This window comes from Micromonospora sagamiensis, from assembly GCF_014680085.1.
In the GTDB taxonomy this organism is placed as follows: Bacteria; Actinomycetota; Actinomycetes; order Mycobacteriales; family Micromonosporaceae; genus Micromonospora; species Micromonospora inyonensis.
The window spans coordinates 157,169-181,132 of sequence record NZ_AP023438.1; the positions used below are offsets into that span (position 1 = coordinate 157,169).

The 23,964-nt window shown below is 67.4% G+C and carries 17 protein-coding genes and 3 pseudogenes; 12 read left to right on the forward strand and 8 right to left on the reverse strand.

Annotated features, from left to right (window positions below):
- Positions 1-101 precede the first annotated feature (101 nt).
- Positions 102-1,532, forward strand: a complete 1,431-nt coding sequence (locus tag IGA62_RS00530) for a hypothetical protein (protein ID WP_145817205.1) — start codon at positions 102-104, stop codon at positions 1,530-1,532.
- Between the two features lie 105 nt (positions 1,533-1,637).
- Positions 1,638-2,069, forward strand: a complete 432-nt coding sequence (locus IGA62_RS00535) for a Uma2 family endonuclease (protein ID WP_280526201.1) — start codon at positions 1,638-1,640, stop codon at positions 2,067-2,069.
- On the opposite strand, the gene IGA62_RS00540 is transcribed toward IGA62_RS00535, so the two are convergent.
- Positions 2,039-3,043 carry a MerR family transcriptional regulator gene (locus IGA62_RS00540; protein ID WP_145817203.1) on the reverse strand — a complete coding sequence of 335 codons (1,005 nt, stop codon included), beginning with the start codon at positions 3,041-3,043 and terminating at the stop codon, positions 2,039-2,041. The genes IGA62_RS00535 and IGA62_RS00540 overlap by 31 nt on opposite strands.
- Positions 3,044-3,049: 6 nt before the next feature.
- A complete protein-coding gene (locus IGA62_RS00545; protein WP_145817201.1) occupies positions 3,050-3,718 on the reverse strand; it encodes a HEAT repeat domain-containing protein in 669 nt (222 codons plus the stop codon).
- Positions 3,719-3,953: 235 nt separating this feature from the next.
- On the opposite strand from IGA62_RS00545, the gene IGA62_RS00550 reads away from it, so the two are divergent.
- Entirely contained in the window at positions 3,954-4,442 is a 489-nt protein-coding gene (locus IGA62_RS00550) for a DUF2058 domain-containing protein (RefSeq protein WP_145817199.1), read from the forward strand.
- Here IGA62_RS00550 and IGA62_RS29520 read toward each other — a convergent pair.
- A complete protein-coding gene (locus tag IGA62_RS29520; protein WP_222433306.1) occupies positions 4,439-6,049 on the reverse strand; it encodes a hypothetical protein in 1,611 nt (536 codons plus the stop codon). The two genes, IGA62_RS00550 and IGA62_RS29520, sit on opposite strands and share 4 nt — an antisense overlap.
- Before the next feature lie 590 nt (positions 6,050-6,639).
- On the opposite strand from IGA62_RS29520, the gene IGA62_RS00560 reads away from it, so the two are divergent.
- The gene (locus IGA62_RS00560; RefSeq protein WP_145817197.1) at positions 6,640-6,918 is read left to right on the forward strand and encodes a hypothetical protein; all 279 of its coding nucleotides are present in this window, start codon (positions 6,640-6,642) and stop codon (positions 6,916-6,918) included.
- Between the two features lie 158 nt (positions 6,919-7,076).
- The gene (locus IGA62_RS00565; protein ID WP_145817195.1) at positions 7,077-7,439 is read left to right on the forward strand and encodes a hypothetical protein; all 363 of its coding nucleotides are present in this window, start codon (positions 7,077-7,079) and stop codon (positions 7,437-7,439) included.
- Between the two features lie 223 nt (positions 7,440-7,662).
- On the opposite strand, the gene IGA62_RS00575 is transcribed toward IGA62_RS00565, so the two are convergent.
- Positions 7,663-9,183 carry a S8 family peptidase gene (locus IGA62_RS00575; protein WP_332838457.1) on the reverse strand — a complete coding sequence of 507 codons (1,521 nt, stop codon included), beginning with the start codon at positions 9,181-9,183 and terminating at the stop codon, positions 7,663-7,665.
- A 632-nt stretch (positions 9,184-9,815) separates the two neighbouring features.
- The gene (locus tag IGA62_RS00580; RefSeq protein WP_145817191.1) at positions 9,816-10,292 is read right to left on the reverse strand and encodes an SRPBCC family protein; all 477 of its coding nucleotides are present in this window, start codon (positions 10,290-10,292) and stop codon (positions 9,816-9,818) included.
- Positions 10,293-10,381: 89 nt separating this feature from the next.
- On the opposite strand from IGA62_RS00580, the pseudogene IGA62_RS00585 reads away from it, so the two are divergent.
- Both IGA62_RS00585 and IGA62_RS00590 read left to right on the forward strand, forming a co-directional pair.
- A pseudogene (locus IGA62_RS00585) lies at positions 10,382-10,918 on the forward strand (transposase family protein); the annotation flags it as partial.
- A gap of 248 nt (positions 10,919-11,166) precedes the next feature.
- Positions 11,167-12,405 (forward strand): IS701 family transposase, encoded by a 1,239-nt coding sequence (locus IGA62_RS00590; protein WP_186500239.1) that lies wholly within the window; start codon positions 11,167-11,169, stop codon positions 12,403-12,405.
- A gap of 21 nt (positions 12,406-12,426) precedes the next feature.
- Here the strand turns inward: IGA62_RS00590 and IGA62_RS00595 are convergent, their stop codons facing one another.
- Positions 12,427-12,975 carry a GNAT family N-acetyltransferase gene (locus IGA62_RS00595; RefSeq protein ID WP_145817186.1) on the reverse strand — a complete coding sequence of 183 codons (549 nt, stop codon included), beginning with the start codon at positions 12,973-12,975 and terminating at the stop codon, positions 12,427-12,429.
- A gap of 109 nt (positions 12,976-13,084) precedes the next feature.
- Between IGA62_RS00595 and IGA62_RS00600 the strand changes: the two are divergent.
- From IGA62_RS00600 to IGA62_RS00620, 5 genes and pseudogenes are all read left to right on the forward strand, one after another.
- A pseudogene (locus IGA62_RS00600) lies at positions 13,085-13,312 on the forward strand (transposase family protein); the annotation flags it as partial.
- A gap of 97 nt (positions 13,313-13,409) precedes the next feature.
- Positions 13,410-13,709, forward strand: coding sequence for a hypothetical protein (locus tag IGA62_RS00605; protein WP_145817184.1), 300 nt, complete (start codon positions 13,410-13,412; stop codon positions 13,707-13,709).
- Positions 13,706-14,109: pseudogene (locus IGA62_RS29835) on the forward strand (hypothetical protein). Before IGA62_RS00605 ends, IGA62_RS29835 begins: the two are co-directional and overlap by 4 nt.
- A gap of 272 nt (positions 14,110-14,381) precedes the next feature.
- Positions 14,382-15,263, forward strand: coding sequence for a helix-turn-helix domain-containing protein (locus tag IGA62_RS00615; protein WP_145817183.1), 882 nt, complete (start codon positions 14,382-14,384; stop codon positions 15,261-15,263).
- Positions 15,256-15,453, forward strand: a complete 198-nt coding sequence (locus IGA62_RS00620; RefSeq protein ID WP_145817180.1) for a DUF397 domain-containing protein — start codon at positions 15,256-15,258, stop codon at positions 15,451-15,453. Before IGA62_RS00615 ends, IGA62_RS00620 begins: the two co-directional genes overlap by 8 nt.
- An 821-nt stretch (positions 15,454-16,274) precedes the next feature.
- On the opposite strand, the gene IGA62_RS00625 is transcribed toward IGA62_RS00620, so the two are convergent.
- Together IGA62_RS00625 and IGA62_RS00630 are read right to left on the reverse strand one after the other, a co-directional pair.
- The gene (locus IGA62_RS00625; RefSeq protein ID WP_145817178.1) at positions 16,275-21,158 is read right to left on the reverse strand and encodes a DNA methyltransferase family protein; all 4,884 of its coding nucleotides are present in this window, start codon (positions 21,156-21,158) and stop codon (positions 16,275-16,277) included.
- Positions 21,155-23,959, reverse strand: coding sequence for a helicase-related protein (locus IGA62_RS00630; protein ID WP_145817177.1), 2,805 nt, complete (start codon positions 23,957-23,959; stop codon positions 21,155-21,157). Before IGA62_RS00630 ends, IGA62_RS00625 begins: the two co-directional genes overlap by 4 nt.
- Positions 23,960-23,964: the final 5 nt, after the last annotated feature.

Sequence of the window (23,964 nt, forward strand, 5' to 3'; positions counted from 1 at the left end):
CTACTTCACGTCCTATGTAGATCACCCGACGTCCATGATTGACAGTTCGGAATCTCTAGATCACTCTGGGTGCCGACACGGGTAGCGGAGCGTACAGCGGGGTGGCAGTGAACTTCGATTCGCTCATCACTGAGCTGGGGACCCGGTCGAGCCTCACGGTCGAGTCGTCCGACGAACTCGTCGACTACGTGGACGCTGCCGCACAGAAACTGGGTGAAAAAAGCGAGGCGTTCGCGTACCGGAAGAAGCTGCTCCCGGTGCGGCCGCCGCTCCCGCTCACCACCACTCCGGCCGAGGTGCTGCACGAACTCGGCATGGCGACGACCTTCCTGGGCGCGTCGCCACTGGCCCAGGTAGCCCGGCACTGGGCGCAGGTCCGGTACTGCACGACCCTCACCACACTCCGGCACGGGGGGCTCGCTCTGTCGCACGTCACAGAAGACGTGGTCTACCACCACAAGGTCACCCAGTCCGAGCAGTTGGGCATCGGGCTGGCGCTGGTCGTCGCGAAGGCGGTGCTGCGGGATACCCACCCTGGCTGGCAGTTCCGACCGGTCGACGCGGAGGTGGCGCTCAAGACGGGCTTCATCAAGGACGTCGGCGCCGTGAAGAGCCGGGACGACACCAAGAAGCGGCCGGACTACTTCCTGGTGGGACACCGAACGCGGGGCCGGCGCAGCCAGTTCAAGGTGTACGTGCTGGAGTGCAAGGGCACCCACGACACCATCGCCTTCACTCACAGGCAGCTCGCGAAAGCCTCTCTCCAGGTGGAGGCACTGACGGTGGGTGGGATCGTGCCACCGTCGCTGATGGTGGCGTCCCGGTTGACGAAACAGGGCATCACCTCGTACGTGCTCGACCCACCCGGCGAGGACGAGCTGTGGTCGGGATCCAACCGAGACATGGACGAGCTGCTGAGCGCCATCCCCGACGAGCCGAGCTGGCGGGCGCGTCGGGCCGTACCCCCACAGTCACCCGGCACGGCCCCACCCACCTCAGCCAGCGGCGGTTCCGGCCAAGGCGGGGGTAACGTCGCGCCCGGCGCACCCCGGGTCTTCGACGTTCCGGAGGAGCGTCGAGGCTGGTTCACCCAGGTCTTGACGCGAGCGGCGGCCGCCGCCACGTTGCTCTTCGCCGGAGACAGCGCGACCGCACGCCACTACACCACGCCCCGGCAGCGCGGTGATGCCAGCGATGCGCTTCTCGACGCCGACGCCACGTGGACACAGAGCACCGCGATGTCTCTTCCGTTGCCCAACGGGCTCCGGCTGGAAGGCACGCGATTCCGCACACCGCTACGGGACGGGATGGTGCTGGAGGTCTACCGGGGCGTGGAGAAGCGGCTATACGGTTACCTCGCCGAAGGCCAGGTCGGGAAGTACCTGCGCGCCGCGCCGCGGGTCCACGAGCGTTGGCACGGCAGGCAGATACCCGGTGCCGTGCTCTCGGTCGGGCGCGACGGCACCGTGCTCGTCGCACGCATCACCAACGAGACACGGCATCGCTGGCGTCGGGTACACGAACCTTACTGACCCGGTCCGTCGCGCTACAGCGCGCTTCGCGACCAGCCAGCTTCCCGCCGAAGAAACCCGTCCCGAGACGAGAGCTCCCGACCCGGCACCCGGACAGCGGGGCCGATCCGACGAAGGCGTGCTCGCCGACGAGCGGGCGACACTCGGAACGCTGCCGCCGCAGCTTTACCAGGCAGCAGGCCGGCACGATGCCGGCGTGGGCGCATCCCGGACCTGGTCGTATGGAGCAAGCCTCAGGCGGACGGCGTCTGGCTGCCGGTCGCCGACGTGCTCCTCGTCGTCGAGATCGTCTCGCCCGGCTCCGAGGGCGTGGACACGGTGACCAAACACCGCGAGTACGCCGCCGCCGGTATCCCGCAGTACTGGGTGGTCGACCAGGACCAAGCGCAAACCGTGACCATGCACCACCTGGACAGCAGCGACCAGTACGCGGTGCGCGCCACCATGCCACTCGCCTGGGTGCTCAACACCAGTCCGGCGGAGCACGGTAGGGGCTCTACTGGACGCTATCGCGCCGCGCGCAGTTTGCGGAGGTAGGTCGCGGTGAGCGCGACGGCGCGGTCCTCGTCGCGGGACAGGTCGGCGAGGGCGCGGGACGCCGGGACACCCGGAATGTCCCCGAGCGCCTGGGTGAGCCGTTGCCGCGCGGACGCCTCGACGGAGCCGTCGGCCAGGCAGGCGACGAGCCGGGTGGCGATCCGGTCCGCCAGCGCCGGATCACCGGCCAGCGCGCGTAGCGCGTCGGCGGCGTCGGCGTCGTTCGTGCCCTCGACGATCATGTCGAGGAGGGTCGGGACCGCATCGGCCACGCCGCGTGCCCCGAGCGCCAACGCCGCACACCTGACGACCACGAGGTCCGGGTGGGCGAGGGCGTCGCGCAACAGTGCGGTGGCCGTACCGTGGGGGATCTCGGCGATGGACTGGACGGCGCGTTCGCGTACGTCGGCCTCTGGTGCGGCCAGGCCCTCGGCGAGCAGTGCCAGCCCGGCGTCGCCCGACTGCGCCAGGGCCCAGCGCAGCGCCCCGGCGACGTTCGGGTCCGGCTCGCGCAGCACCGCTTCGACCAGGGCGTTCACCGGCACCGGGGCCTTGCCGACGGAGGACAGGGCCGCGCGTTGACGCTTCCCGGCGCTCTCCGATCCCAGGTCCTGGAGGAGCGCGACGGTCTGGAGGACGTCCTCCCAGTCGGCGGGTTCGGCGGCACCGATCCGGCGGAGTCGGGTGAGCAGTTCCCTTTCCCGCGCGATGCGCTCCCGGGTCTGCGCGACGAGGTCGTCGACGTGCGCCGAGGGCGTGAAGTCGGGGTCGTCCAGCGCCCGCCCGACGTCCCGCAGCGACAGCCCCAACGATCGCAGGATCTCGATGTGGAGGATCCGCCGGATGTCCTCGCGGGAGTATTCCCGGTAGCCGGCACCGGTGCGACCGGTGGGTCGCACCAGGCCGAGCGACTCGTAGTGCCGGAGCATGCGGGCGCTGACCCCGGAGCGTCGGGCCACCTCACCGATCCGCACGGTCGGTCACCCCTCCTGGCCGGTCGGGCCGAGGGCCACGACGCGTTTCGCCTCCTCGACGGCGAACTCGAATCCGGCGTCCGGGTCACGCAGCAGCCGTTCGGTGGCGACGGCGTGTTGGCGTACCCGGGGGTCGGGGTGCGTCGTGGCGGCGCACAGGACCGCCTCGGCCGGCTCACCGAGCGCGACCAGCGCCCGGCTGAGACTCAACTGCGTCTCCCGTCCGCCGCGCCCGAGCTGCGTGGCCAGCGTCGCGGCCAGGCCGGGTTCCCCACCAACGGGTACGAGGACGACGGCGGCCCGCCACGCACTGCGCGCCACCTCGTCGTCGGGGTCGGTGAGCAGGGCGCGGGTGATCGCCGGCCACGCCCGCCGGTCCCCGATCTTGGACAGGGTGTGCAGCGCCTGACTGCGGGCCCGGGTACCGGCCGAGCGGAGTTCGCCGACGAGCGCCGGTACGGTCACCGACGCCGGGTGGCGGGTGAGCGCCCAGGTGAGCGCCTCGCGTACGAAGAACTCGGGTTCGGTCGCGCACCGCTGCATCAGCGGGTCGACGTACCGTCGGTCCGGGGTCGTGCCGAGGGCCAGCGCGGCCCGCAGCCGCACCGACGAGCTGCGGTGCGCCACCCCTCGGAGGGCTTCCGTCTGGTTGGTGTCCTCGGTCGGGACGGTCATCGACACCACCTCCTTCCCGCCCAGTGAAGACCTTGCCACGGTGTCAAGGTCAAGCAGCGGCGGCGGACGGTACGGCGTACCGCCCGCCGTACGGTTCGGGAGCCGCTCCGGGCTGCGCGCGCGTGCCGGCGGCATCCGCGACGACCGGCCGGGTATGTTGGCCCCTGCAACGGAGCTGCGCACCGCCCTGGGAATGGTTCTGACCTGCCCGAACTCTGACAGAGCAGGAGGTCCCGTGCAGTTGTCACAGGTCCTGGACGTGGTGGAGGCTCTCCACCGCGCCGCCGAGCATCCGGACGTCACCGACATCACGCGGTACGGACGGGACTCGGAGCCAGGTGGCCAGTCGCCCGGCGGCGTTCGGGTGTGGTACCGGTCCGGGTCGTCGCTCATGCTGTGGGGGGCGGTACCGCCACGCGACGCCAAGCCGGTGCCGCTACCCGACGAGATGCCACCGCTTCGGCTGCGGGCGGCTCGCGGGCTCGTCTTCGCCCACCAACTCCTCGACGTCGCCCGCCCGGAGCAGTTCAGCGGGTGGGAGCTGTGCCGCCAGTCGGGCTGCGAGGTGCCTGTGGCCGCCGCGCTCCGGGTCACCGCCCGCGACGGGTCCGTTGTCTACCTGCGGGGCACCTCGGCGTGCGGGCAAGGCGCCGAGCCGGAACAGGACCCGTACCCGGAGTACCAGATTCCTGAGGGAGTTCACGCTCGGCACTCCGGTCGCTAGCGCGGCAGTGCGATCGCCGACAGCTCTGTCTCCGACGTTCCGTACCGAGAGTTGTAGCTCGCGAGTATGGACGCCTCGAGCACGTCCACATCGACATCCTCCGTCGTGCGCGGAGAAGGCTCGCCGAGCGAATGCTCGTAGTTGAACACCACGACATCGAGGTGGATGTCTCGCTTGAGCCTGTGGCCGGCGAGTGTTTGCAGAAGGACAGCGGAGATCGCCGGGTAGGGCGTGAACTCCGGATTGGCGAGCCATTCCCTCAGCTCCGCCTCGGGAACGCTGAAATCAACCCCGGCGCCCGCGAGCGCGTGCAGGGTGTCTTCGACGATGAGCGGCTGCCGCACGTTCCCGGGTGCCTCACCGGTGACGGTGATGGGTCCCCGCCAAATCCGGTCCGATTCCTCACGCCAGAAAAGGTCAAACCCGCGCTGATCATGACGGCGCGCGATGACTTCGAGATTGCCGTCCTCGCCGGTGCCGAAGCGGCTCTGGATCATCGAGACCTCGTCGTAGAGAGCTTCCCCGAACTTGGTTCCGAACGACCACCCGCTGTCCAGTTCAGGGGTGTCGCCGTGGTCGCCGTTCTCGCGCCAGAAGTGCAGCAGACCCCCAGCCTTCGCGGGAGCCACGACCTCGAGGTTGCCGTACTCGGCGTCGTCACCGAAGAATCCGCCGATCTCGCCGATCTCATCCAGGCCGTAGTCGGCCTGGATAATGGCTGGGCGCCCTCGGAAAGGACGCAGCTCGTGCCCGAGCGGCGTGGGAAGTGTGAGCGACGTGGCGTCGATCCACAGCTGCCCGGTGCTCGCCCCAGGGCTGTTCCGGGTGTACGACCACTCGAGGATGCTCAACGCTCCCTCGGTCGAAACGCCGGCCACGAGAATGTCCCCGGAGACGATGTCGAACTCCACGCTCTCGCGCATCTCCTTCCAGCCGGCGGAGGTCGTGATGTTCCTCAGAGTCGTCAGCGCCAGCCCCAGGCCGACGAAGTCCCTGTCTCGAAGGATGGCGCTCGAGATGGAGCTGAAGACGGGAGGACTGCTGATCTGCTCCCAGCCGTTCGGCAACGTGGATCCCGAGCCGAGAGGATTGGGACGTTCCTCGTTGCGCCGGCGGAACATGTTGAACCCGCCGCCCTTCGAGGGGATCACGGCGAAGAACTCACTCGGACCATGAGCGTCGAGGTCGAAGAAGAACCCCGACCCCTTGAAGCGTGCACCGGAATAGGCCAGCGCGGGAACGCCCTTGGCCTGCGTGACGACAGTCGCGGCCTGAGTCCATCTGAACGTTCCGCCGTTCTCCCGCCACCAGTGCTCGGCGTCACCGTTCTCGGCCACCGCGACGACCTCGAGATTGCCGAGCCGGCCCTCGAACGCCCGGAAGTCGGACTCGATCACCGAGGCCCCTTGATACCGGCCCCTGCCGAAGATGGTCGGCCCGTGCCATGGCATGGCGGGATCGTCGTTATTCCGCCAGAAGTGGGCCAAGCCGCCGTCGGGCCACGGTATGACGACTTCGAAGTTTCCGCTCTCGCCCCCACGGCTCCTCGTCAGAAAGCCGCCGCACGGAGAGGCCTTGGGACGCTCTGGGTAGTCGAGATCTGGCATGGATGCTCCGACCTGGGTATCAGGCACACCACCACTACGGGTGGGGCGGTCCGAGAAGAGTCATGAGAAACCTGACGCACCTGTCGCTACTCACCGGGTCATGTCCAAGGAAAGTGGTGTACGAGCGGCCACCGCGTAGTCCTTCTCAACAGGTTAAAGCGGTGAGGCTGTCCGGGAGTCGTTCCTGGTCCGGCGTGTCCCCGGGATCCCCCGGAGGCAGGCGGTCGTGTCCGCGCGAGTGGTGCGGGAGACGGTCATCGCGGGAACCGGTCTGATGTCATGCGGCGATCGGGGTGGGTCGGGCTGCCATTGTCGCCACTGCGTACAGGGCCGATCGCAGGATTCTTCGACGTTCGGTCATGATCTCTTCACCTTCCACGGCGAGTGCCGTCGAGCCGAATCACCGTACGGCGACAATTGATCACCTCCGGCTCCCGGTAGGAGCCATTTACCTCCGGGCCACCTCGGGACCTTGACAACGGCTGGCATATTAGCGCCGACAGCAAGCCCTCCGGTCGACGAATCTTGCAGAAATGAGCCCCATGTTTTTCCGCCTTTTTCACCGCAATTGGGCCAAAGCTACCGGCCGCGTGATCGACTCGCGGATCCACAGCGTCCGGAACTCGAACGTGAGGTGGGCCTACATCGTCCAGTTCGCGGGACCGGACGGACAGAAGACCAAGCTGGAGGTCCTGGAGGACGTCCACACCCTCGGGGTCGCAGTCGACGCCACGGTACCGCTGCTCGTGAGCCCCGACGGCAAGAAGGCAGTCTTCGACCGGAGCGATCCGCAGATCAACGCGGCGGAGATCATCAGGAACCGCAAGAGGGCCGACGAGGAGCGCTTCCGCGAACAGCTCGGGAACTGAGCCTTCCGCACTGGAAGTCGGGTATCGAGCACGTCTGATGCCACCTGTGGCAGCATCAGAATCGTGAAGGCGCACCCTTCCGGCATGACGACGGCGTTCGGCCAACTCGTGCCCACGTGTCGCGGTGTGGGCCAGACCGTTCCCTGGGAGGTGGAAGGATGCATGGCACCGGGGCAGTCCTGGTGGTCGGTCTCGATCCCGTCAGGATCCCCGGTTGGGATCCTGAGCCGGTTGTGAAGGCGATTGCACGTGGTCAGGCTCGGTTCGAGGACCACGGCATCGAGGCCGACCTGTGCTTGGTGGCACCCGACGACAACCCCGAGAAAGCAATCATCGAGGCTCTGGCCCGAAAGGACTACGCCTGCGTGGTGATCGGGGGCGGCATCCGCAAGCACGAGCCGTTGCTTGAGCTCTTCGAGAAGGTAATCAACCTGGTCCGGCAACATGCTCCCGGCGCGGCCATCGCCTTCAACAGCACCCCCGACGACACCGCCGACGCCGCACTGCGGTGGCTGCGATAGGCCGGCAGGAACCGACCGCCACGCAGATCCGGACCGGCACCCGCGCCCACCAGTACTCGCATGGTCCAAAAACCACGCCGACACGTCGACGACCAGATCGGCCGTTCCGATCCAGACGGAGAGGCGCGCTGTCGCCTGCGGCTTGCAACCGTTACGCGGGACGGGGCCGCGGTGCTCGCGCACCGCGACCCCGTCGGACGAGTCGGAACGGAACCGGTCAGGCTCAGAGGAGCAGGTAACCGATCAGGTGCTCGTAGATCTGGCCCTCACAGTTGCTGGCGGGCGAGTCGAAGTGGTCACCGCTGCTCATCCGGCACCGGTAGAACGCCCGGTGCGGCTCTGCCGGCGGCGACGCGTACACGTAGCCGATGATGCCGGCGTTGGCCTGGCCCTCGCAGTTGGAGGCACCGGAGGTCATGCGGTCCCAGCCGCTGACGATGCACTGGTAGATCGGGTTCGTGCCGGCGACCGGGGTGGTGTGCAGCTTCCCGATGGCATTCTCGTTGACGTAGCCGCTGATCGAGACGCTGGTGCTGCTGACGTGGTCGCGGCCGTTCCAGTGCCGGTAGAGGGTGGCCGTACCGGGAGTGACGGTGCCGGAGGGGACGTGGAGCAGCCGGTTCGGCGAGCCCGTACCCGGGTTGGTGATCTTGTCCGGGGTGGCGTTGGCGTAGAGGGTGCCGGCGACCTGGTCCGGGCTCAGGCCCGGGTTGGCGCCGAGCACCAGCGCGGCAGCGCCGGCCACGTGCGGGGAGGCCATCGAGGTGCCGCTGATCGTGTTGGTCGCGGTGTCGCCGGTGTGCCAGGCCGAGGTGATGCCCTCGCCGGGGGCGAAGATGTCGGTGCAGGTACCCCAGTTGGAGAACGACGCGCGCGCGTCGGTGCTGGTGCTGGCGTTGACCGTGATCGCCTCGGGCACCCGGGCCGGGGTGAAGTTGCAGGCGTCGCTGTTGTTGTTGCCCGAGGCGAGCGCGTAGACGACACCGTCGGCGATCGAGTTCCGGACCGCGTTCTCCAGCGTGGCGTTGCTACCGGAGCCGCCGAGACTCATGTTCGCCACCGCCGGCACCCCGGTGGTGTGGTGGGCGGTCACCCAGTCCACCCCGGCGGTCACCCCCGCCCAGCTGCCCGAACCCGTGCAGCCGAGCACCTTGACCGCGACCAGTGACACTCCCTTCGCGACACCGTACGCCGCACCGCCGATGGTGCCCGCCACGTGCGTACCGTGGCCGTTGCAGTCGGAGTCGTTGCCGTCCCCGGTGGTGTTGGTGCCCCAGGCCGCCCGGCCACCGAAGTCAGTGTGCGTGGTCCGGATACCCGTGTCGATCACGTACGCCCGCACGTTGCCCGCCGTGTTCGGGTACGTGTAGCTGCTGTTCAGCGGCAGGTTCGGCTGGTCGATCCGGTCGAGCCCCCACGACGGCGGGCTCGGCTGGGTCCCGGTGGTCCGCACCTCGGCGTTCTGCTCGACGTACGCCACCTCGGGCTGGGCCGCGAGCCGGCGCGCGGCGGCCGGGCTCATCGTGCCGGCGAACCCCTGCACCGCGTGCGAGTAGGTGTGCTCCACCCGCACGTCGAACCTCGCCGCCAACTCACGCGTAGCTGCCCGCGTGTCGGCCGCCTTGCTCTCCTTGAGCACCACGATGTAGCTGTTCGGGATGGCATCCGGGTTGCCGGCGCCCAGGATCTGGCCTTCCGCCGCCGCCACCGGCGACGCGGTCGCCGCGAGGAACAGGGCGGCCATACCGGCTGTCGCGACCGAACCGACCAAACGCCGTCGCCGGGCTACGCCGACATCCTTCATGGGTGTTCCCTTCCGTGCTGACGCGGGGTGGGGGAGACCGTGGAGAACGCAGATCATGATCTGCCGCGCCAGGATATCCACGCCCCAACCACCGGTCAATTGACGAGCTTCATTGGATCTTGTCCGTCTCGACAACCGCCGGACCGAGCACCCCACCTGCGCCACGATGGCCACCGACCGCTCTTCCGGCCTGGCCACAACCCGGACATATACGCCCCGAGGCCGCGTTCACCCCCCCTAGCGGGCCACTGCCCTCCTGCCGCCCCGCCGGGTCCACCGCACCGCCCGGCGGCACGCCCACGCGGCAAACAACCAAATAGCGATTGCAATCGATGCGCGCAAATTACACGCGAGGAAATTGCACCCCAATGGCGATTACCGAACTATCCCGGCAGGTTCCACCGCGCAATCAGCATTGCGTGGACGACGGCCTGGCCGAGCTTTCCCGGGGCGAGAGGTGAACGTTTCACCGATGGCGGCGCGATGTAACAAAAAGCGACACGTGCGAGCCGTACGGAGCCACCCGCGAGTTCCACGCCCGGAGGGGATGGTCGGGGGTCGGACGCTGCCGTTCACTCCCCCCGCGCGTTGAGGCGTGCGATCGTGGCGTGGATCTGCCAGAACATCGCGGTGGGCAGGGAATCTCCGAGCGCCGACGCTTCAAGGAACATCAGGTGCGTCGTCCAGCCGTCCCGATACGACGCGGCGAGGTCTCCAAGGCCGTCGTGGGCCAGTCGGACCGTCGTGACGCTCTCATCGTGGGACAACGTCCAGGACACCTCGGTGCGAGGCTCGTCCGGGAACTCCCACGTGTAGGCGAGTAGGCGCCCGGGATCGTAAGCCGTCACCGTGGATGCGCACCGGTAGCCTCCACCGTGATCGACGACGAACGGCGACCCGCCGGTGACCTCGCCCTCGACGAGCTCGCCGAGCCACTGCGGGAGGAGTGACGGCGTCGTCAAGCGCTCCCAGACGGCCTCGGCGGGAGCCTCGACCGCCCAGGTGAGAGTCAACACGGACTCGGACATCTCCGACGACAGCAGTGGCATGGCGTGAGCTTATTGGGCGAACCCGCCCGGACGAGAACAGATCACGGCGGGCGGTGAGCCGGTTACCGGGCAGGCCGGGCCGCCTGGCGGTCCGGGAAGCCATCGACCTGCTCGCCGAGCACGCCGAGGACCTGAACGCAGCCGTCCGGCGTGTCGCCCGGCTCGCGTACGCGATCCTCGACGGCACCCTCATCCCCATTGACCGGGTCGCCGACCAGAAGCCGTACTACTCCGGGAAGCACAAACGCCACGGGGTCAACGTGCAGATCATCGCGGACTGCAAAGGGCGCCTCGTCTGGGCCTCGCCCGCCCTGCCCGGTGCCGTGCATGACCTGACCGCCGCCCGCACGCACGGCCTGATCGACGCCCTGGCCAGCGCCAACGTGATGACCTTCGCTGACAAGGCATACCAAGGCGCCGGCGGCGGCATCCGCACGCCGTTCAAGCACCGCAGGTACCGGCCTGGACTGTCCCGCCGGCAGAAGACCGTCAACCGTCACCACGCCAAGATCCGTGCCGTCGGCGAACGCGCCGTCGCTACCCTGAAGGGCTGGAAAATCCTGGCCAAACTCCGCTGCTGCCCCCGACGCGCCACCAAGATCGTCCAGGCCATCCTCGTCCTACACCGCCCGGACCAGCCGAAACCCACGATGAAGAGAACTCGCTTCACCGGAAACCCGGTGAACGTTAGTGGACACAGCACTAGTACTCCAGCCGGGGATGTTGACCTTGGCTGAGCTGCGGCTTGGTGTGGTGGGTGAACGAGTGCAGCCACCGTCGATCATGGGCGGTTGTGTGGACTGACCATGACGCGGCGGTGGCTGCGAGATACAGGGTAGACGCCCAACGGTGGCGGGTGTTGTTCGACGGCCTGATGCTGACGGTCGGGGGACGTTTCCGCAGGCCCGAGCCTCGCCGTCGGGTGCGTGACTTCGTCCGGGGCCTACTCGCGCCGTTACCGCGCAAGAACTGCTGGACGATCGCCGAGCATGCCGGGGACAGTGGCCCGGACGGGATGCAGGACCTGCTGACCCGGGTGCGTTGGGACGACGCCGCGGTCCGCGCTGATGTCCGCGCGTTCGTGGGCGAGCATCTCGGTGACCCCGAGGCGGTGCTGGTCATCGACGAGACGGGGAACCTGAAGAAGGGTCGGCACACCGTCGGTGTCCAACGGCAGTACTCAGGCACGGCCGGGAAGATCGAGAACTGTCAGCTCGCGGTGCACCTGGTCTATGCCACCGACACCGCTCACGCAATGGTCGACACGGCCCTCTACCTGCCGAAGTCCTGGTGCGACGACCCCGAACGCCGGACGCGGGCAGGTGTCCCCGAGCAGGTGCGGTTCGCCACGAAGCCGCAGCTGGCAGCCCGGATGATCACCGCCGCGGTCACCGCCGGGTTGCCGTGTCGCTGGGTGGCCGGCGACGAGGCCTACGGCAACGATCCACGCCTCGCCGCCCGGCTGCGTCAGCTGCGCCTGGGCTACGTTCTGGCCGTGGCCCGGTCCCATCAGGTCACCACCGGCCTCGGCGTCTACCGCGTCGACGCACTGGCCACCGGTCTTCCTACCATCGCCTGGCAGCGCATCTCCGCCGGCAGGGGCGCGAAAGGTCACCGCTGGTACGACTGGTCCTACACCGCCCTGCCCCACGCCACCGACGCACACGGCGGACACCACTGGCTCCTGATCCGCCGTAACCGCCGCACCGGTGAGCTGGCCTTCTACCGCTGCTGGTCACCCCAACCAGTCCCACTCAACCGCCTGGTCGCGGTAGCCGGCCGCCGCTGGAAGATCGAAGAAGCCTTCCAGGCCGCGAAGACCGGACTCGGCCTGGACCAGCACCAACACCGCCGCTGGCGGTCCTGGCACCGCTGGACCACCCTGGTGATCCTGGCCCACGCCTTCCTCGCCGCCGCGACCGCCAACCACCACCATCAACCAGTCGGGCTGATCCCACTGACCGTCAACGAACTACGCCACCTGTTCCACGTCCTGATCATCGAACCCACCCGCCGCCGAGCGGACCCACTGCTCTGGTCGATCCGCCGACGCCGTCACCAAGCCCAAGCCATGACCAGCCACTACGCCCGACAAGCCCTCACCGAACCGTGATCACGATCCCCGGCTGGAGTACTAGCCGTGCCATTGCTCCGCGAGCAGTCCGTAAATCAGAGTGTCAGCCCACTCGCCTTTGATCCAGTAGTCCTGGCGCAGGTGTGCTTCCTTGACCATGCCCACACGTTGGCACAGTCGCGCCGATGCCTCGTTCCGTGCATCGAGTCGAGCAATGACTCGGTGCATGCCGCAGTGCTCGAAGGCCACGTCGACAAGGGCTCGGACTGCCTCTGTGGCAAACCCGCGTCCCGACACGGACGGACGGAAGATCCAGCCCATCTCACCTCGAGACAGCGTTTCGTCGGCCGGCCACAGAACAACATCGCCGACGACCTCGCCCTTGTGCTCAACCACCAGCGCCAGCACGGAGTCCATCCCGGTAACACCCAAGCCATGAATGCGCTTGGCCACCTGCTCAGCCGCGTGCTCACGCGACCACGGTTCCCACGGAACGTAGCGCGCAACGAGCGGGTCCCCGTAGTAGGCAAGCAAGGCATCCACATCATTCAGCCGGTACTGCCGAAGAAGCAGTCGCTCGGTACGTATCGGCAGTGCCAGCTCAGACATGTTGCCTCAGCACCTTCCTCCACCCTCTACTCACGGGGGTGATCGACGGCCACCATACGGATTCGTGCCAACCACGTGCCAGTAGCCGGCACCCCGGACGGTCGCCAGGCGCCCTGGACTGTCCCGCCGGCAGAAGACCGTCAACCGTCACCACACCAAGATCCGCGCCGTCGGCGAACGCGCCGTCGCTACCCTCAAGGGCTGGAAAATCCTGGCCAAACTCCACTGCTGCCCCCGACGCGCCACCAAGATCGTCCAGGCCATCCTCGTCCTACACCGCCCGGACCAGCCGAAACCCACGATGAAAAGAACTCACTGTAGCCGGCAGAGGATGTAGCGCATCGCAGCCGACCTCGGCCCGCACCCCCACCCGACACTCACCGAGTTCATGACGTTGCTGTACGTCACGGTATGACAGGAGCAGCCTGATCAGTATGACAAAGCGCCGAGTGACCGTCTCCGTGCCCGAGGATGTGGCCGAAACCCTGGAGCAGCAGCCCAACGCCTCCGCATACGTCACCCAGGCCGTCCGCGACCGTAGGCGCATGGACGAGTTCCGCGCGCTCATGGCCGATGCCGGGGTGCAGCTCACCGAGCAGGGTATGGCCGAGGCCCGCACCCGCCGTCTACAGGTGCAGGCCCAGTGGCCCCAAGAGCGCTACGACGCCGCACGCGACCGGGTGCGCCAGCACATGCAGGACGAGGCAGACGACGCCAGCCGGTCGGCCGCGTGAGCGCCGAGGACGAGCAGCGCCCAGTCACGCTGGTGCTGGACCGCTCAGCGCTGCTGGCCTACCCGTACTCGATCCACGTCGGCGAACCCATCGGTGAGGTCATCACCGATGGCCAGCGTTTCGGCATCACCGCCGTTGCTGCCCTGAGGCCCTGGAGCTGGCCGCCGACGCCAAGCACCGAAAACACCTGTACCGGCTGCTCAGCCACGACTCCTGCGCACGACTGCCCACCCGGGGCGAGTCGTGGCAGGAACTGTCCTACTGGCGAGGGCTCACCGGCCGCGTCGACCTGGCCGCCACGGTGATGGCCGCCCTGGAGCACCGAGCATCGATCCTGACCAGCGAGGGCCACCGGTACGGCCCGGACGGGCACCTACCGGTCATCCACATGCCCGTGTAGCCGCAGGCCACAGCAAATCAGGGTCAACCGCTTCCACCCTTGCCGCACGAGCCCACCCGGTGGACGCATTTTGTACCAACTCTGCCGCCCACTTTGTAATAGTTCATGGGAATCCCACAGAAATAGCCATTATCGGCCGACTTTAGTAGTGTCAGAAGCGCGATCGTAACGACCGGCCACCGTCGCTCCCCTCTCCTTTCCGAGCGACAGTTCCACGTTTCACCACTGCCGTCGCGATGTAACAAAAACTGACACGAGAGGAGCCGATGCCCATGACCGAGGACACCGGGTCGACCGTTCCCCGACGCCAACTCGGACGGGCCCTCAAGGAGCTACGCGTCGAAGCCCAGATGACCCTCGACGGCGCAGCCGAAGCGCTGCACTGTAGCCGGCAGAAGATGTGGCGCATCGAGTCCGGCCTCGGCCCGGTCCGTCCCCTCGACGTCCGCTTCATGTGCGAGTTGTACGGGGCCACCCGAGAACTCTCCGACGCCCTGACCAACCTCGCCGCCGAGACCAAGGCCAAAGGCTGGTGGCACTCCTACGGCAACGCCGTCCCCGACTGGTTCGAGCTGTACGTCAGCCTCGAACAGACCGCCTCCCACTTACGCGGCTACGACGAGTCCCTGATCAACGGGCTGTTCCAAACCCCTGACTACACCCGAGGCGTGTACGCCAACCGGCCCAACATGCCCATCGACGAGTTGGAAGATGTCCTCGAAGTACGCCGCCGTCGACAGTCTCTTCTACACCGCGTGAGGCCCAAGGCTCCCCGGTACGACTCGATCCTGCTTGAGTCAGTCCTGCTCCGGTCCATCGGCGGACCAGCGGTGATGGCCGATCAGCTACGTCGGCTCCTCGCCGCGACCGAGCTGCCGAACGTCTCGGTCCGCATCCTGCCCTTGGCTGCGGGCGCTCAGTACGGCGCACTGACAGGCACCTTCATGATGCTCGACTTTCCGCCCGGCAACCGCAACGTGACTGACCCATCCATCATCTACAGCGAGTCCCTCACAGGAGCCCTCTACCTCGACAGGCCAGAAGAGTTTGCTGCCTACGAAAACGCCTGGGCAAGTCTGGAAGCCCTCGCTCTGGATGAGGAACAATCAAGACGGCTGATCATCAAGATCATCGAGGAGGTCCACCATGGCTGACCGTCTGGCGGGTGCCCGTTGGCGTAAGAGCGCCTACAGCGGCGACAACAACGGAGCCTGCGTCGAGGTCGCCAGCAACCTGCCCGGCCTGGTCGCCGTACGGGACAGCAAGGACCCGGCCGGCCCCGCCCTCACCTTCTCCCCCACCGCCTGGGCCGCCTTCACCCGAGCGACCAAGACGCACCCCTGAGCCGTACGGCAGGACGGGATCGCGTCCGGTACACCCACCCGGACCCGCTCCCGCGTGGGTTGCCGGGTACGGGCACGATTCCACAGTGTGACGAAACGGTTGAGTGTCGCCTTGATGGCGGTCGACGGGTTGGTGCTGCTGTCGGTCGCGCTGATGCTGGCCCCGGTCGCGGTGGGGTGTCCTGGCCTCTGGGTGGCCGGTGCTGGTGCCGGTGGCGGGGGTCCTACTGTGGCAGCAGGACGGCGAGAAGCATGAGGTGTCCGCCGCGCCGCTGCCGCCGGACCGGCAGGTGCGGCCCCTACGGTCGTGAGTGGTCCCGGTCGGGGTGGTCCCGGTCGGGGTGGTCCCGGTCGGGGTGGTCCCGGTCGGGGTGGTCCCGGTCGGGGTGGTCCCGGTGGAAACGGTCACCTGGGCTGCGGTCACCTGGTTGCAGGGTTCGGTGCCGGCGGTGGGTGACGGGGTGCAGCGGGCGCAGCTCCGGGTACGCACCCCGCTGCGCAACTCATCGCTAGGGCACGATCCCGAGATCGCGCCGGCCGACACGGCACATCCACCTAGACGTAGACGTCAGTAGACATCGTGCCATTTGTCGGCGTTGGCGATCATCCACGTACCTTGACCATCAACCCACTCAGCCCTCACCATGCCGTTGATCGCCATAAACGTCTGGGATGTATGCAGAACCGCTACACATCCCCACAAGACGCTTCAGCACGGCGGGGTGCCGCCCAGCCTGGCTCTAGCGGCAAGACGGCCCCTATGCACTTCCTGAGATGAATAGGAATGAACTACAACTGTCGCCAGCCCGCGCCAATTGCATCCTATAGGCGCCTGCTAAATACGGCGTGCGCCTGCCGGTATTCACTCTCTCGGTCCGCCTTGTATAGTGGCGCCACATAGCCGCTTGGCAGGGCATTCCTTTCAGGATGCTCGATGTACTCCAACAGCCGAACGTAGTCTTCTTTCGTCTGCCCTACGCCGAACGCATTGTGATTCGCCGCAACTTTTCGCCCCGCACCATCAAACCAGGTCTCCGCTTCATAGTCAGCCAAAATCGGAAAGCGTGACCGATAAATCGAAATCAGCTCATCGCAACTAATGCCCAGCCACACCGCCACTATGGCATCGATCTCCACCAACGCCGCTCTTCGTTCCTGCTCGGTACGTAGGGCAGAACGCCACTCCCATGAAGGCCCAACATCAGCCAGCGGGCGAGCGAGTCGCTGGTCAAATGACCACTTCTCAGAAGAAGCCCACATCGGGTCGAAGACTGCTGACCAAAGCTTTGAATACGCGTCGGTTAAACAGTTTAAGCGCAGGGCCCGGATTGCCAAGGCAGCGGCAAGAGGGTGATCAGCTTGAGGAGTAGGGAAGTTACGGGCCTCGGTCATCCTTAGATGACCTTTCCCCCACACGCGAAGCAGATAGTCCAGCGGGAGTGAGGCCCAAAATCCGGCAGCAAGGACAGTATCCAGATCCTCTGCAAGCCTCATCGTGTTGACCGCGTCAACATGAGTCGGCCCCGGGGGAATAAGAGCGGCATGTAAACTTCGCTCAGTGTCGAAAGGAATCATCTCACGCCAAGCTAGCCGATAGAACCGAGAGCACGGCTTATCAAACCAGATATCTTGCGCTGATTCAAACTGAAACACGCCAACGGAGCGCCGGTAGTTTGCACGAGGCACGACGCTACTTCCCGTTTTACGCAGGTCGAATGACCCCCAATCTCGATTCGACCGACAGGGAATATTTGGCTGCTTTGCCAATGGCGTGGCGATACCGATGTGAGTACCCTGAAGAATTACCGAATCCCAGTCTACGCGATGTCCCGTGTCCCAAACAATCAGGCCATCCTTTTTAGCCTTTCCTTCATCGAGGCCAAGACTGGCCACAGGACGAAGATCACGCAGGCGGTGACTCGCCTGGCTGAGCGCAAGCATTGCCCCGTCCTCCAGGGAGGTCACCGGGAAAAGCAGCCTCGTCTGCTCTAGCGCTTCCTGCCCGCCCAACAACCGTCGCCAACGTTCCAACCGGTCGCGGTTTACCGTCACTAGGCGAGCACGATGAGGGCGGAGATCCCACCGCCCGTTATGCTTGATACCTGGTGGTTCGCCATCCCCGTCGTGGGCTAGAGAAGCGGAAAGCGAGCTCGGCGCGAAAAGCCAGCTAACATGCGTAAATTCTATGGGACCGACAGCGCCGTACAGATGAACGCCAAATTGTCGAGTCCCCGCAACCTCATCGAACAGTTGCAGACGATTCGAAAAGTGCGCATGGAACCTGAGGCGCTTGTAGGCGGCAGCCCGAAGCCTGCCCTCGCGTGATCCAGCGAAATGAGTGTCTGGATGCACAAGGCCAGCAATCCCAAAAGCCCCAATATTCCCCCACACTCGGCACATGAATGCGCGGTACAGGTCGGGCCTGGTACCCGCAAGAAGCGGGTACGTAGCGGCACCTCCGATGATTTGCACCACTCCGACATTGACCGTTAGATCCGCTAGGAAAAATTGGCGGAATCGACCGCCCATCTTCAACTGCACTGCTTTTCGCGCTCGCCACTCTTCTGCCGCCGGTCTCTCCACCAGCCGAAACCACGGATCGTCTTCCGCAAGCACCATATCTTCGGCCCAATCGGGCCGCACCCATGGTGGGTTGCCTACCTGCAGGTCGAAGCCGCCGTTGCCGAATGCCTGGGCGAAGGTGAGTTCCCAGTGGAAGAAGCCCTGCTGGTCGGCGATCTGTTCGGCGGTGAGCAGCCAGGGGAAGCGGTCGGCGAGGGTCCAGGGGGCGTCGACGCCGATCACGCCGTCGAGGCGCTGCTCGTACTCGCTCATCTCGGCCAGGCTGGTGAGCTTCCGGCCGTAGAACCGCTCGGTGTCCTCGTCGGCGTCCTTCCGGCCCACAAGGGCTTCGGCGAAGGTGAGCCAGTCGTCGAGGTTGGTCAGCGGCACCTGCTGGCGGAGTCGTTCCGCCACCGTGATCTGGCGGGTGCCGCCGGTCGCCTTGGTCGGCAGTTTCATCTGCTGCGGCTGCACGTTGCCGAACATGTCGACGACCTCGTAGGTGGCCGCTTCGTCGTCCGCCGGCACGTCCTTGACGTGTGACACCTGGACGGGCGCGGTCGGGTACGCGCGGTCGGAGCCGTCGAGGAGGCCGACCTTGTCCAGCGGCCAGAACCACAGCGCGCACCAGACGTCCATCAAGGTCTTGAGCCGCCAGTACGGCGTGCCCGGCGCGGTCAGGTCGGCGAGGATCTTGTCCCGCTCCACCGCCTGCGTGACCGGCGGCAGGTCGTCGGCACCCCAGACCGGGATGTCACGGCGTATCTCCTGCTCGGAGATGGCGAGCCGCTGCCGCACCAGGCCCCACAGGAACTCGACCCGCCCGGCCAGCGCCTGCAACCGCATGACCTGCGAGTTCTTCCCCTTGGCGGACGGGGTGCGCTTCATCGCCGTACGCCAGGCTTTGAGTTTCGCGGTTTCGGTCGGGGCCAGCTCGCGGGCCTCCTTCTCCCCCGCGACCGCGCCCCACCCGTCGGCGGGGAGCAGGAAGTGGTGGATGGTGCCCGCGTCGATCGTGCCGTCCCGGAACGGTTTCTCCTGCGGGGCGGTGGTCAGCCACGACTTGTCGGCGAGCTGCTTCGGGTCGTACGTCTTGCGTCCGCAGCCGATGAGCGAGTTGCCGCGCTTCAAGTGCAGGCCGAACCAGGGGGCCTGAAGGCCGGCGTGCATGACGTTGAGCCAGAGCGACACCTCGGCCAGTTCGACGGCGGTGCGGTTCAGGTCGACGCCGTAGCAGTTGTGCAGCGCGATGTACGCCTTCACCCGCTGGAGTTCGAGGTGGTAGTCCTCCGGGTCGAGGGTGGTGCCGAGTTCCTTCTGCCGGCGGCGCAGGTATTCGGCGGCGACCTGGTTGATCGCCTCGTTGAGGAACGCGCCGGAGCCGAGTGCCGGTTCGCAGATCGTCCAGTCCAGCAGCTCCCGGGCCGGCGTGACCGTGTCGTCCTGGTCGAGGCGGTACTTCAGGGCGAGTTGGACGGTGACCTCGGTCAGCGACTGCGGGGTGTAGTAGGAGGCGCTGGTCTGCCGGTCGCGGCCGGCGAGCCGGTAGACGAACTGCCCCGGGTCGTAGCTGACTTGACTGCGTAGACCGGTGTAGGCGTTCTCCTTGTAGACGAAGACGCTGTCGTCGTACTCGCCGTGCTTGGCGGCCGGGACCATCCACGAGCCGTCCTTCGGGTCGCCGTTCTTGGCGACCTCGTAGAGCTTCTCGGTGGCGACGAAGCCGGTGTACGACATCAGGCCCTCGTAGACCGCGCCGAGCTGGTTGATGCCGAGCTGGGCGTACGAGATGAAGCCGCCCCGGCGTCTCCGGCCGCCCTTGGTGAGCATCAGCCGGCGGAGCACCTGGTAGAGGACCTTGTTGCGGAGCCGGGTGTCGATGGTCGGCGTGGGGGCGTCGTCATCGTCGGCGTCGGGTCGGGGGATGAGGCGGCCGATGAGCCTGGTCCGCTCCGGCAGGAACAGGTCGGACTTCATCGGTTCGAAGCGAAGTCCCTCCCCCTCGCTGGCCTGCTCAGAGACGGTCGTGCCGCCGCGCGGGCGGTGGCCGTCGTTGACCATGCAGAACAGCAGGTCGAGGGACTCGTACAGGTGGAAGCCACCCTCGGCGGACGGGGCGAGCCGGCGGGCCACCAGGTCGCCGATCCGGGCGAGGCTGTAGCCCTCGACGTACTCGGGATCGTTGACCGGGAGGACGCCCAGTTCGGGGCGGGCCTCGGCGTAGAGCAGGAAGAGGATGCGGTAGAGGTAGCGCAGCGCCTCCCGGCCGAGTTCCTTGGCCAGCTCGTCGAGGTCCATCACCTCCTCGGGCTGGTAGCCGGCCTGGCGGATGCGGTCGAGGACCTCGTTGGCGATGAGTTCGACGGAAACCTTCAGGCCCTCGCGGAGTTCCCCGGAGACGCCGACGGCGTGCTGGCGGGAGCCGGCGACCAGGTCGGCGAGGGGTTCGGTGCCGCCCTCGGCGGGCGGGCGCAGCGAGTCGGCCCCGAACAGGGCGGCGACGACGTCATACTCCCGGTCGTCGTTGCGGGCGTACAGGGTGTCCAGGCTGACCGCGAGGTAGCGGCCTTCACCCCAGGCGCTGCGGTCGGCGAGGGTGACCACGCCGCCGCTGAGGACGAGGACGTACCGGGGTGGGTTCTCGGTGGCGAAGAGCCAGGAGGCGAGCTTCGCCCCGGCGGTGACGGTCTCGGTGCTACTCACGGTGACCGGGGCGAGCAGCCGGCCGGGCCCGTCCGGGTCCTGGGCGGCCTCCGTGTCGACGGCCCAGCCGCAGTCGAGCGCGACGATGCCGTGCGCGGTGGTCAGTTCGGCGTGGGCGACGGTGACCTGGTGTTCCTGGCCGGCGCGTTCGACGGTGACGGTCTGCGGTTGCGGGTCGAAGCCGAGCGCCCGCAGCACGTCCTGGTGCAGCTTCTGGAGGCGTTCCGGGTCGAAGAACTCGTCGTCGGCCAGTTCGGTCTTGGCGTCGAAGTAGGGCCGGCGCAGGCCGCGCAGGCCGGTCCGCGGGGTCTGCTCGCCGTTCTTCTCCGCTGCGGTCCAGCGCTTGACCAGTTCGCTGCCCTTGAGGGTGGTGGGCAGGATCTCGGCGAGGTAGTGCGCGGAGAGGTATTCACCTCGGTTGGTCAGCGACTCGAAACTCATGCGGCGGTCTCCGGGGACGGTACGAGCACGGCGAGCACGCGCAGCAGCGGTTCACCGGCGGTTTCCAGGCGGTCGAGCAGGTCGTGTTGTTCGGCGACGGTGGCGCGGACCCGTTGGCGGCGCTTCTCGCGGTGCGGGGCGGGCAGGTCGTCGAGGAGGCTGGCCTGCTCGAAGTGCGTCAGTTGCTGGCGGTACCTGCGCAGTGGTTCGGCGTTGGCCTCGGCCCACTCGTCGCGCTTGTCCCGCAGGTGGTCCCGGGCGACCTCGACGGCCTGCGGCAGGAGCCGGGTGAGCGGTTCGAGGTCGATGTGCTCGGCGCGGTTGACCATCGACGGGCCGACGTTCGCGGCGCGGAGCAGGTCGTCCATGGGCTGGATGTGGGGCGTGGCCGGCAGGCCGGAGACGGCCATCCACTGGACCACGGTCGGCTGGCCGAGGCGGTTGGCGTAGGCGCCCTGGACCAGGAAGGTCGGCGCGGTCACGTCGGCGACCAGCACCGGGGCCTGCTGGCGGCCGAGCCGGATGAGCACCTTGTCGACCAGCCAGTCGACCATCGGGTGCACGTCGCTGAGGAAGGCGATCTCCGGCCACATCGGGGTCCTGCTCTGCCGGGCCTGGTCGAGCTTGCGCTGGGCCAGCGCGCGGTCGAAGGTGACCTTGAGTCGCAGGTCCTCGCCCTCGCGGTGGGCGCGCAGGTAGGAGCGGGGCAGGTCGGTGAGCCGGTGCACCAGGTCGTCCGGGGCGAGGAAGGTGAGCAGCTCCTCCTCGCGGCGCAGGTCGATGTGGTCCTCGGGGCGGTCCGCGTAGATCTCGGCCAGCGCGGCGTCGACGAAGTCCTCGGTGGAGTCGAAGAGTTTCGGCACCCGGGCGCGGGGGACGTCCGTCGCCACCGGGGCGGTGCCGACGTCGCCGAACAGGTCGGCCATCACGTCGATCTCGGCGTACACCGCCTCGTAGGACTCGTCCACCGACCTGTTGTTGAACAGGTCGCGGACCAGCCGGTCCTCCTCGGCCTTGTAGTCGTAGAGGCCGGTGGCGGCTCCGACGCTGCCGAGGCTGCGGTGGGCGGTCTCCTCCCGCTTCAGCAGCTTCTCGGAGACCGTACGGTCGTCCTTGGCGTCCTCGCGGGTGGAGGTGAGGAGCAGCGCGCGGAACTGGGGCTGGTGCCGCTGGCCGTAGCGGTCGATACGGCCGTTGCGCTGCTCGATGCGGATCAGGCTCCACGGGATGTCGTAGTGGATCAGGTGGTGGCACTGCTGGTGCAGGTTGACCCCCTCGGAGGCGACGTCGCTGGTGAAGAGCAGTCGCACCGCACTGCCGGCCAGCTCGAACTCCTGGAAGATCTTCTGCTCGTCGGAGTCGGCGACACCGCCGTGCAGCACCCGGACAGCGGTCGGTTTGAGGCCGAGCAGGCCGGGCACCACCTCGGCGAGCCACTTGATGGTCGGTGGCCGTTCGGAGAAGACCACCGCCCGGGTGTCGCTGCCCCGGCCGACGCCGATGGTCTTCAGCTCCTCGACCAGGGCGCGGAGTTTGCCGGAGTCGCGGTCGGTCATCGCGGCGGTCAACTCCGCGAGCCGGTCCAGTGCCGCCCGTTCGGTGCCGGTGGCCTTCTTCTGCCGGTTGGTCACCGTCTCGCGCAGCGCCCGGTGCGAGGAGAGAAAGGACTTCAGCAGCGTGTACGGGAAGAGCCGGTGCTGGCCGGTGACCGCCTCGTCGCTCCACTTGCCGGCCAGCCACACGTCGGTCAGCTCGTCGAAGATCTGTTCTTCGATCGGGCTGGCCGGGCAGTACACCGCCTGGGACGGGCCCCGGTCCGCCCACCGGTCGCCGATCTGGTCGCGCACCTCGGGGCTGATCTTCGTCCGGCGCAGGTAGAGGTGGGCGATGTCCTTGGCCTCGTACTCCTTCTCGTTGGCGATGGCCGCCGGGTCGAGCAGGGAGATGAGCTGGGCGAAGGACTCCTTGTCGCCGTTGTGCGGGGTGGCGCTGGCCAGCAGCAGCGCGTCGGTCTTCGCGGCGAGCCGGCGGGCCAGCTCGTTGCGCTGGGTGCCCTTGTTGATCAGGTTGTGGGACTCGTCGATGACGACGACGTCCCAGCCGGTGGCGTCGAGGTGGTGGCCGAACTGGCCGGCGTCCTTGAGCGTGTCGACGGAGATGATGGCCCGCCTGAAGTAGGTGAACGGGTTCCGCCCGGCGGGGATCTCCTGCTGGATGCGCTGGATGCCGGTGGAGTCGAGCCGCACCAGCGGGATCGCGAACCGGGTCCACAGTTCCCGCTGGAACTGCTCCAGCACCTGCTGCGGGGAGACCACCAGGATGCGGTCGCCCCGGCCCCGGCGGATCAGCTCGGCGAGGATCAGCCCGATCTCCAGGGTCTTGCCCAGGCCGACCACGTCGGCGAGGAGGATGCGCGGGCGCAGGCCGGACAGCGCCAGCTCGACCGGGCGTTGCTGGTAGGTCAGCGGGTCGAGCAGGAACCGGTCGGCCAGGGCCAGGCCGCGTTCGGTGCGGGGCAGCGGGGTGCGCCGGAGCACGGCCTCCAGGAAGAGCCGGCTCTGCCGGAACCGGGAGGACGTGTCCCGGACCAGCACCGTCTCCTCGGGACGCATCGCCTGGATCGTTTCCAGCGCGGTGAAGAAGGTCGCCTCGACGTCCTGGACGAACTCCGAGACCCCGACCGCTTTCACCATGGTGCCGTCCGGGGTGCCGGTCTTCACGCTGCGGACCAGCCACTCCTCGTCCCGGACGACGATGCGGGAACCCGGGGGAAAGGTGGTGGCCGGGGTGGGGGTGGTCATCGGTG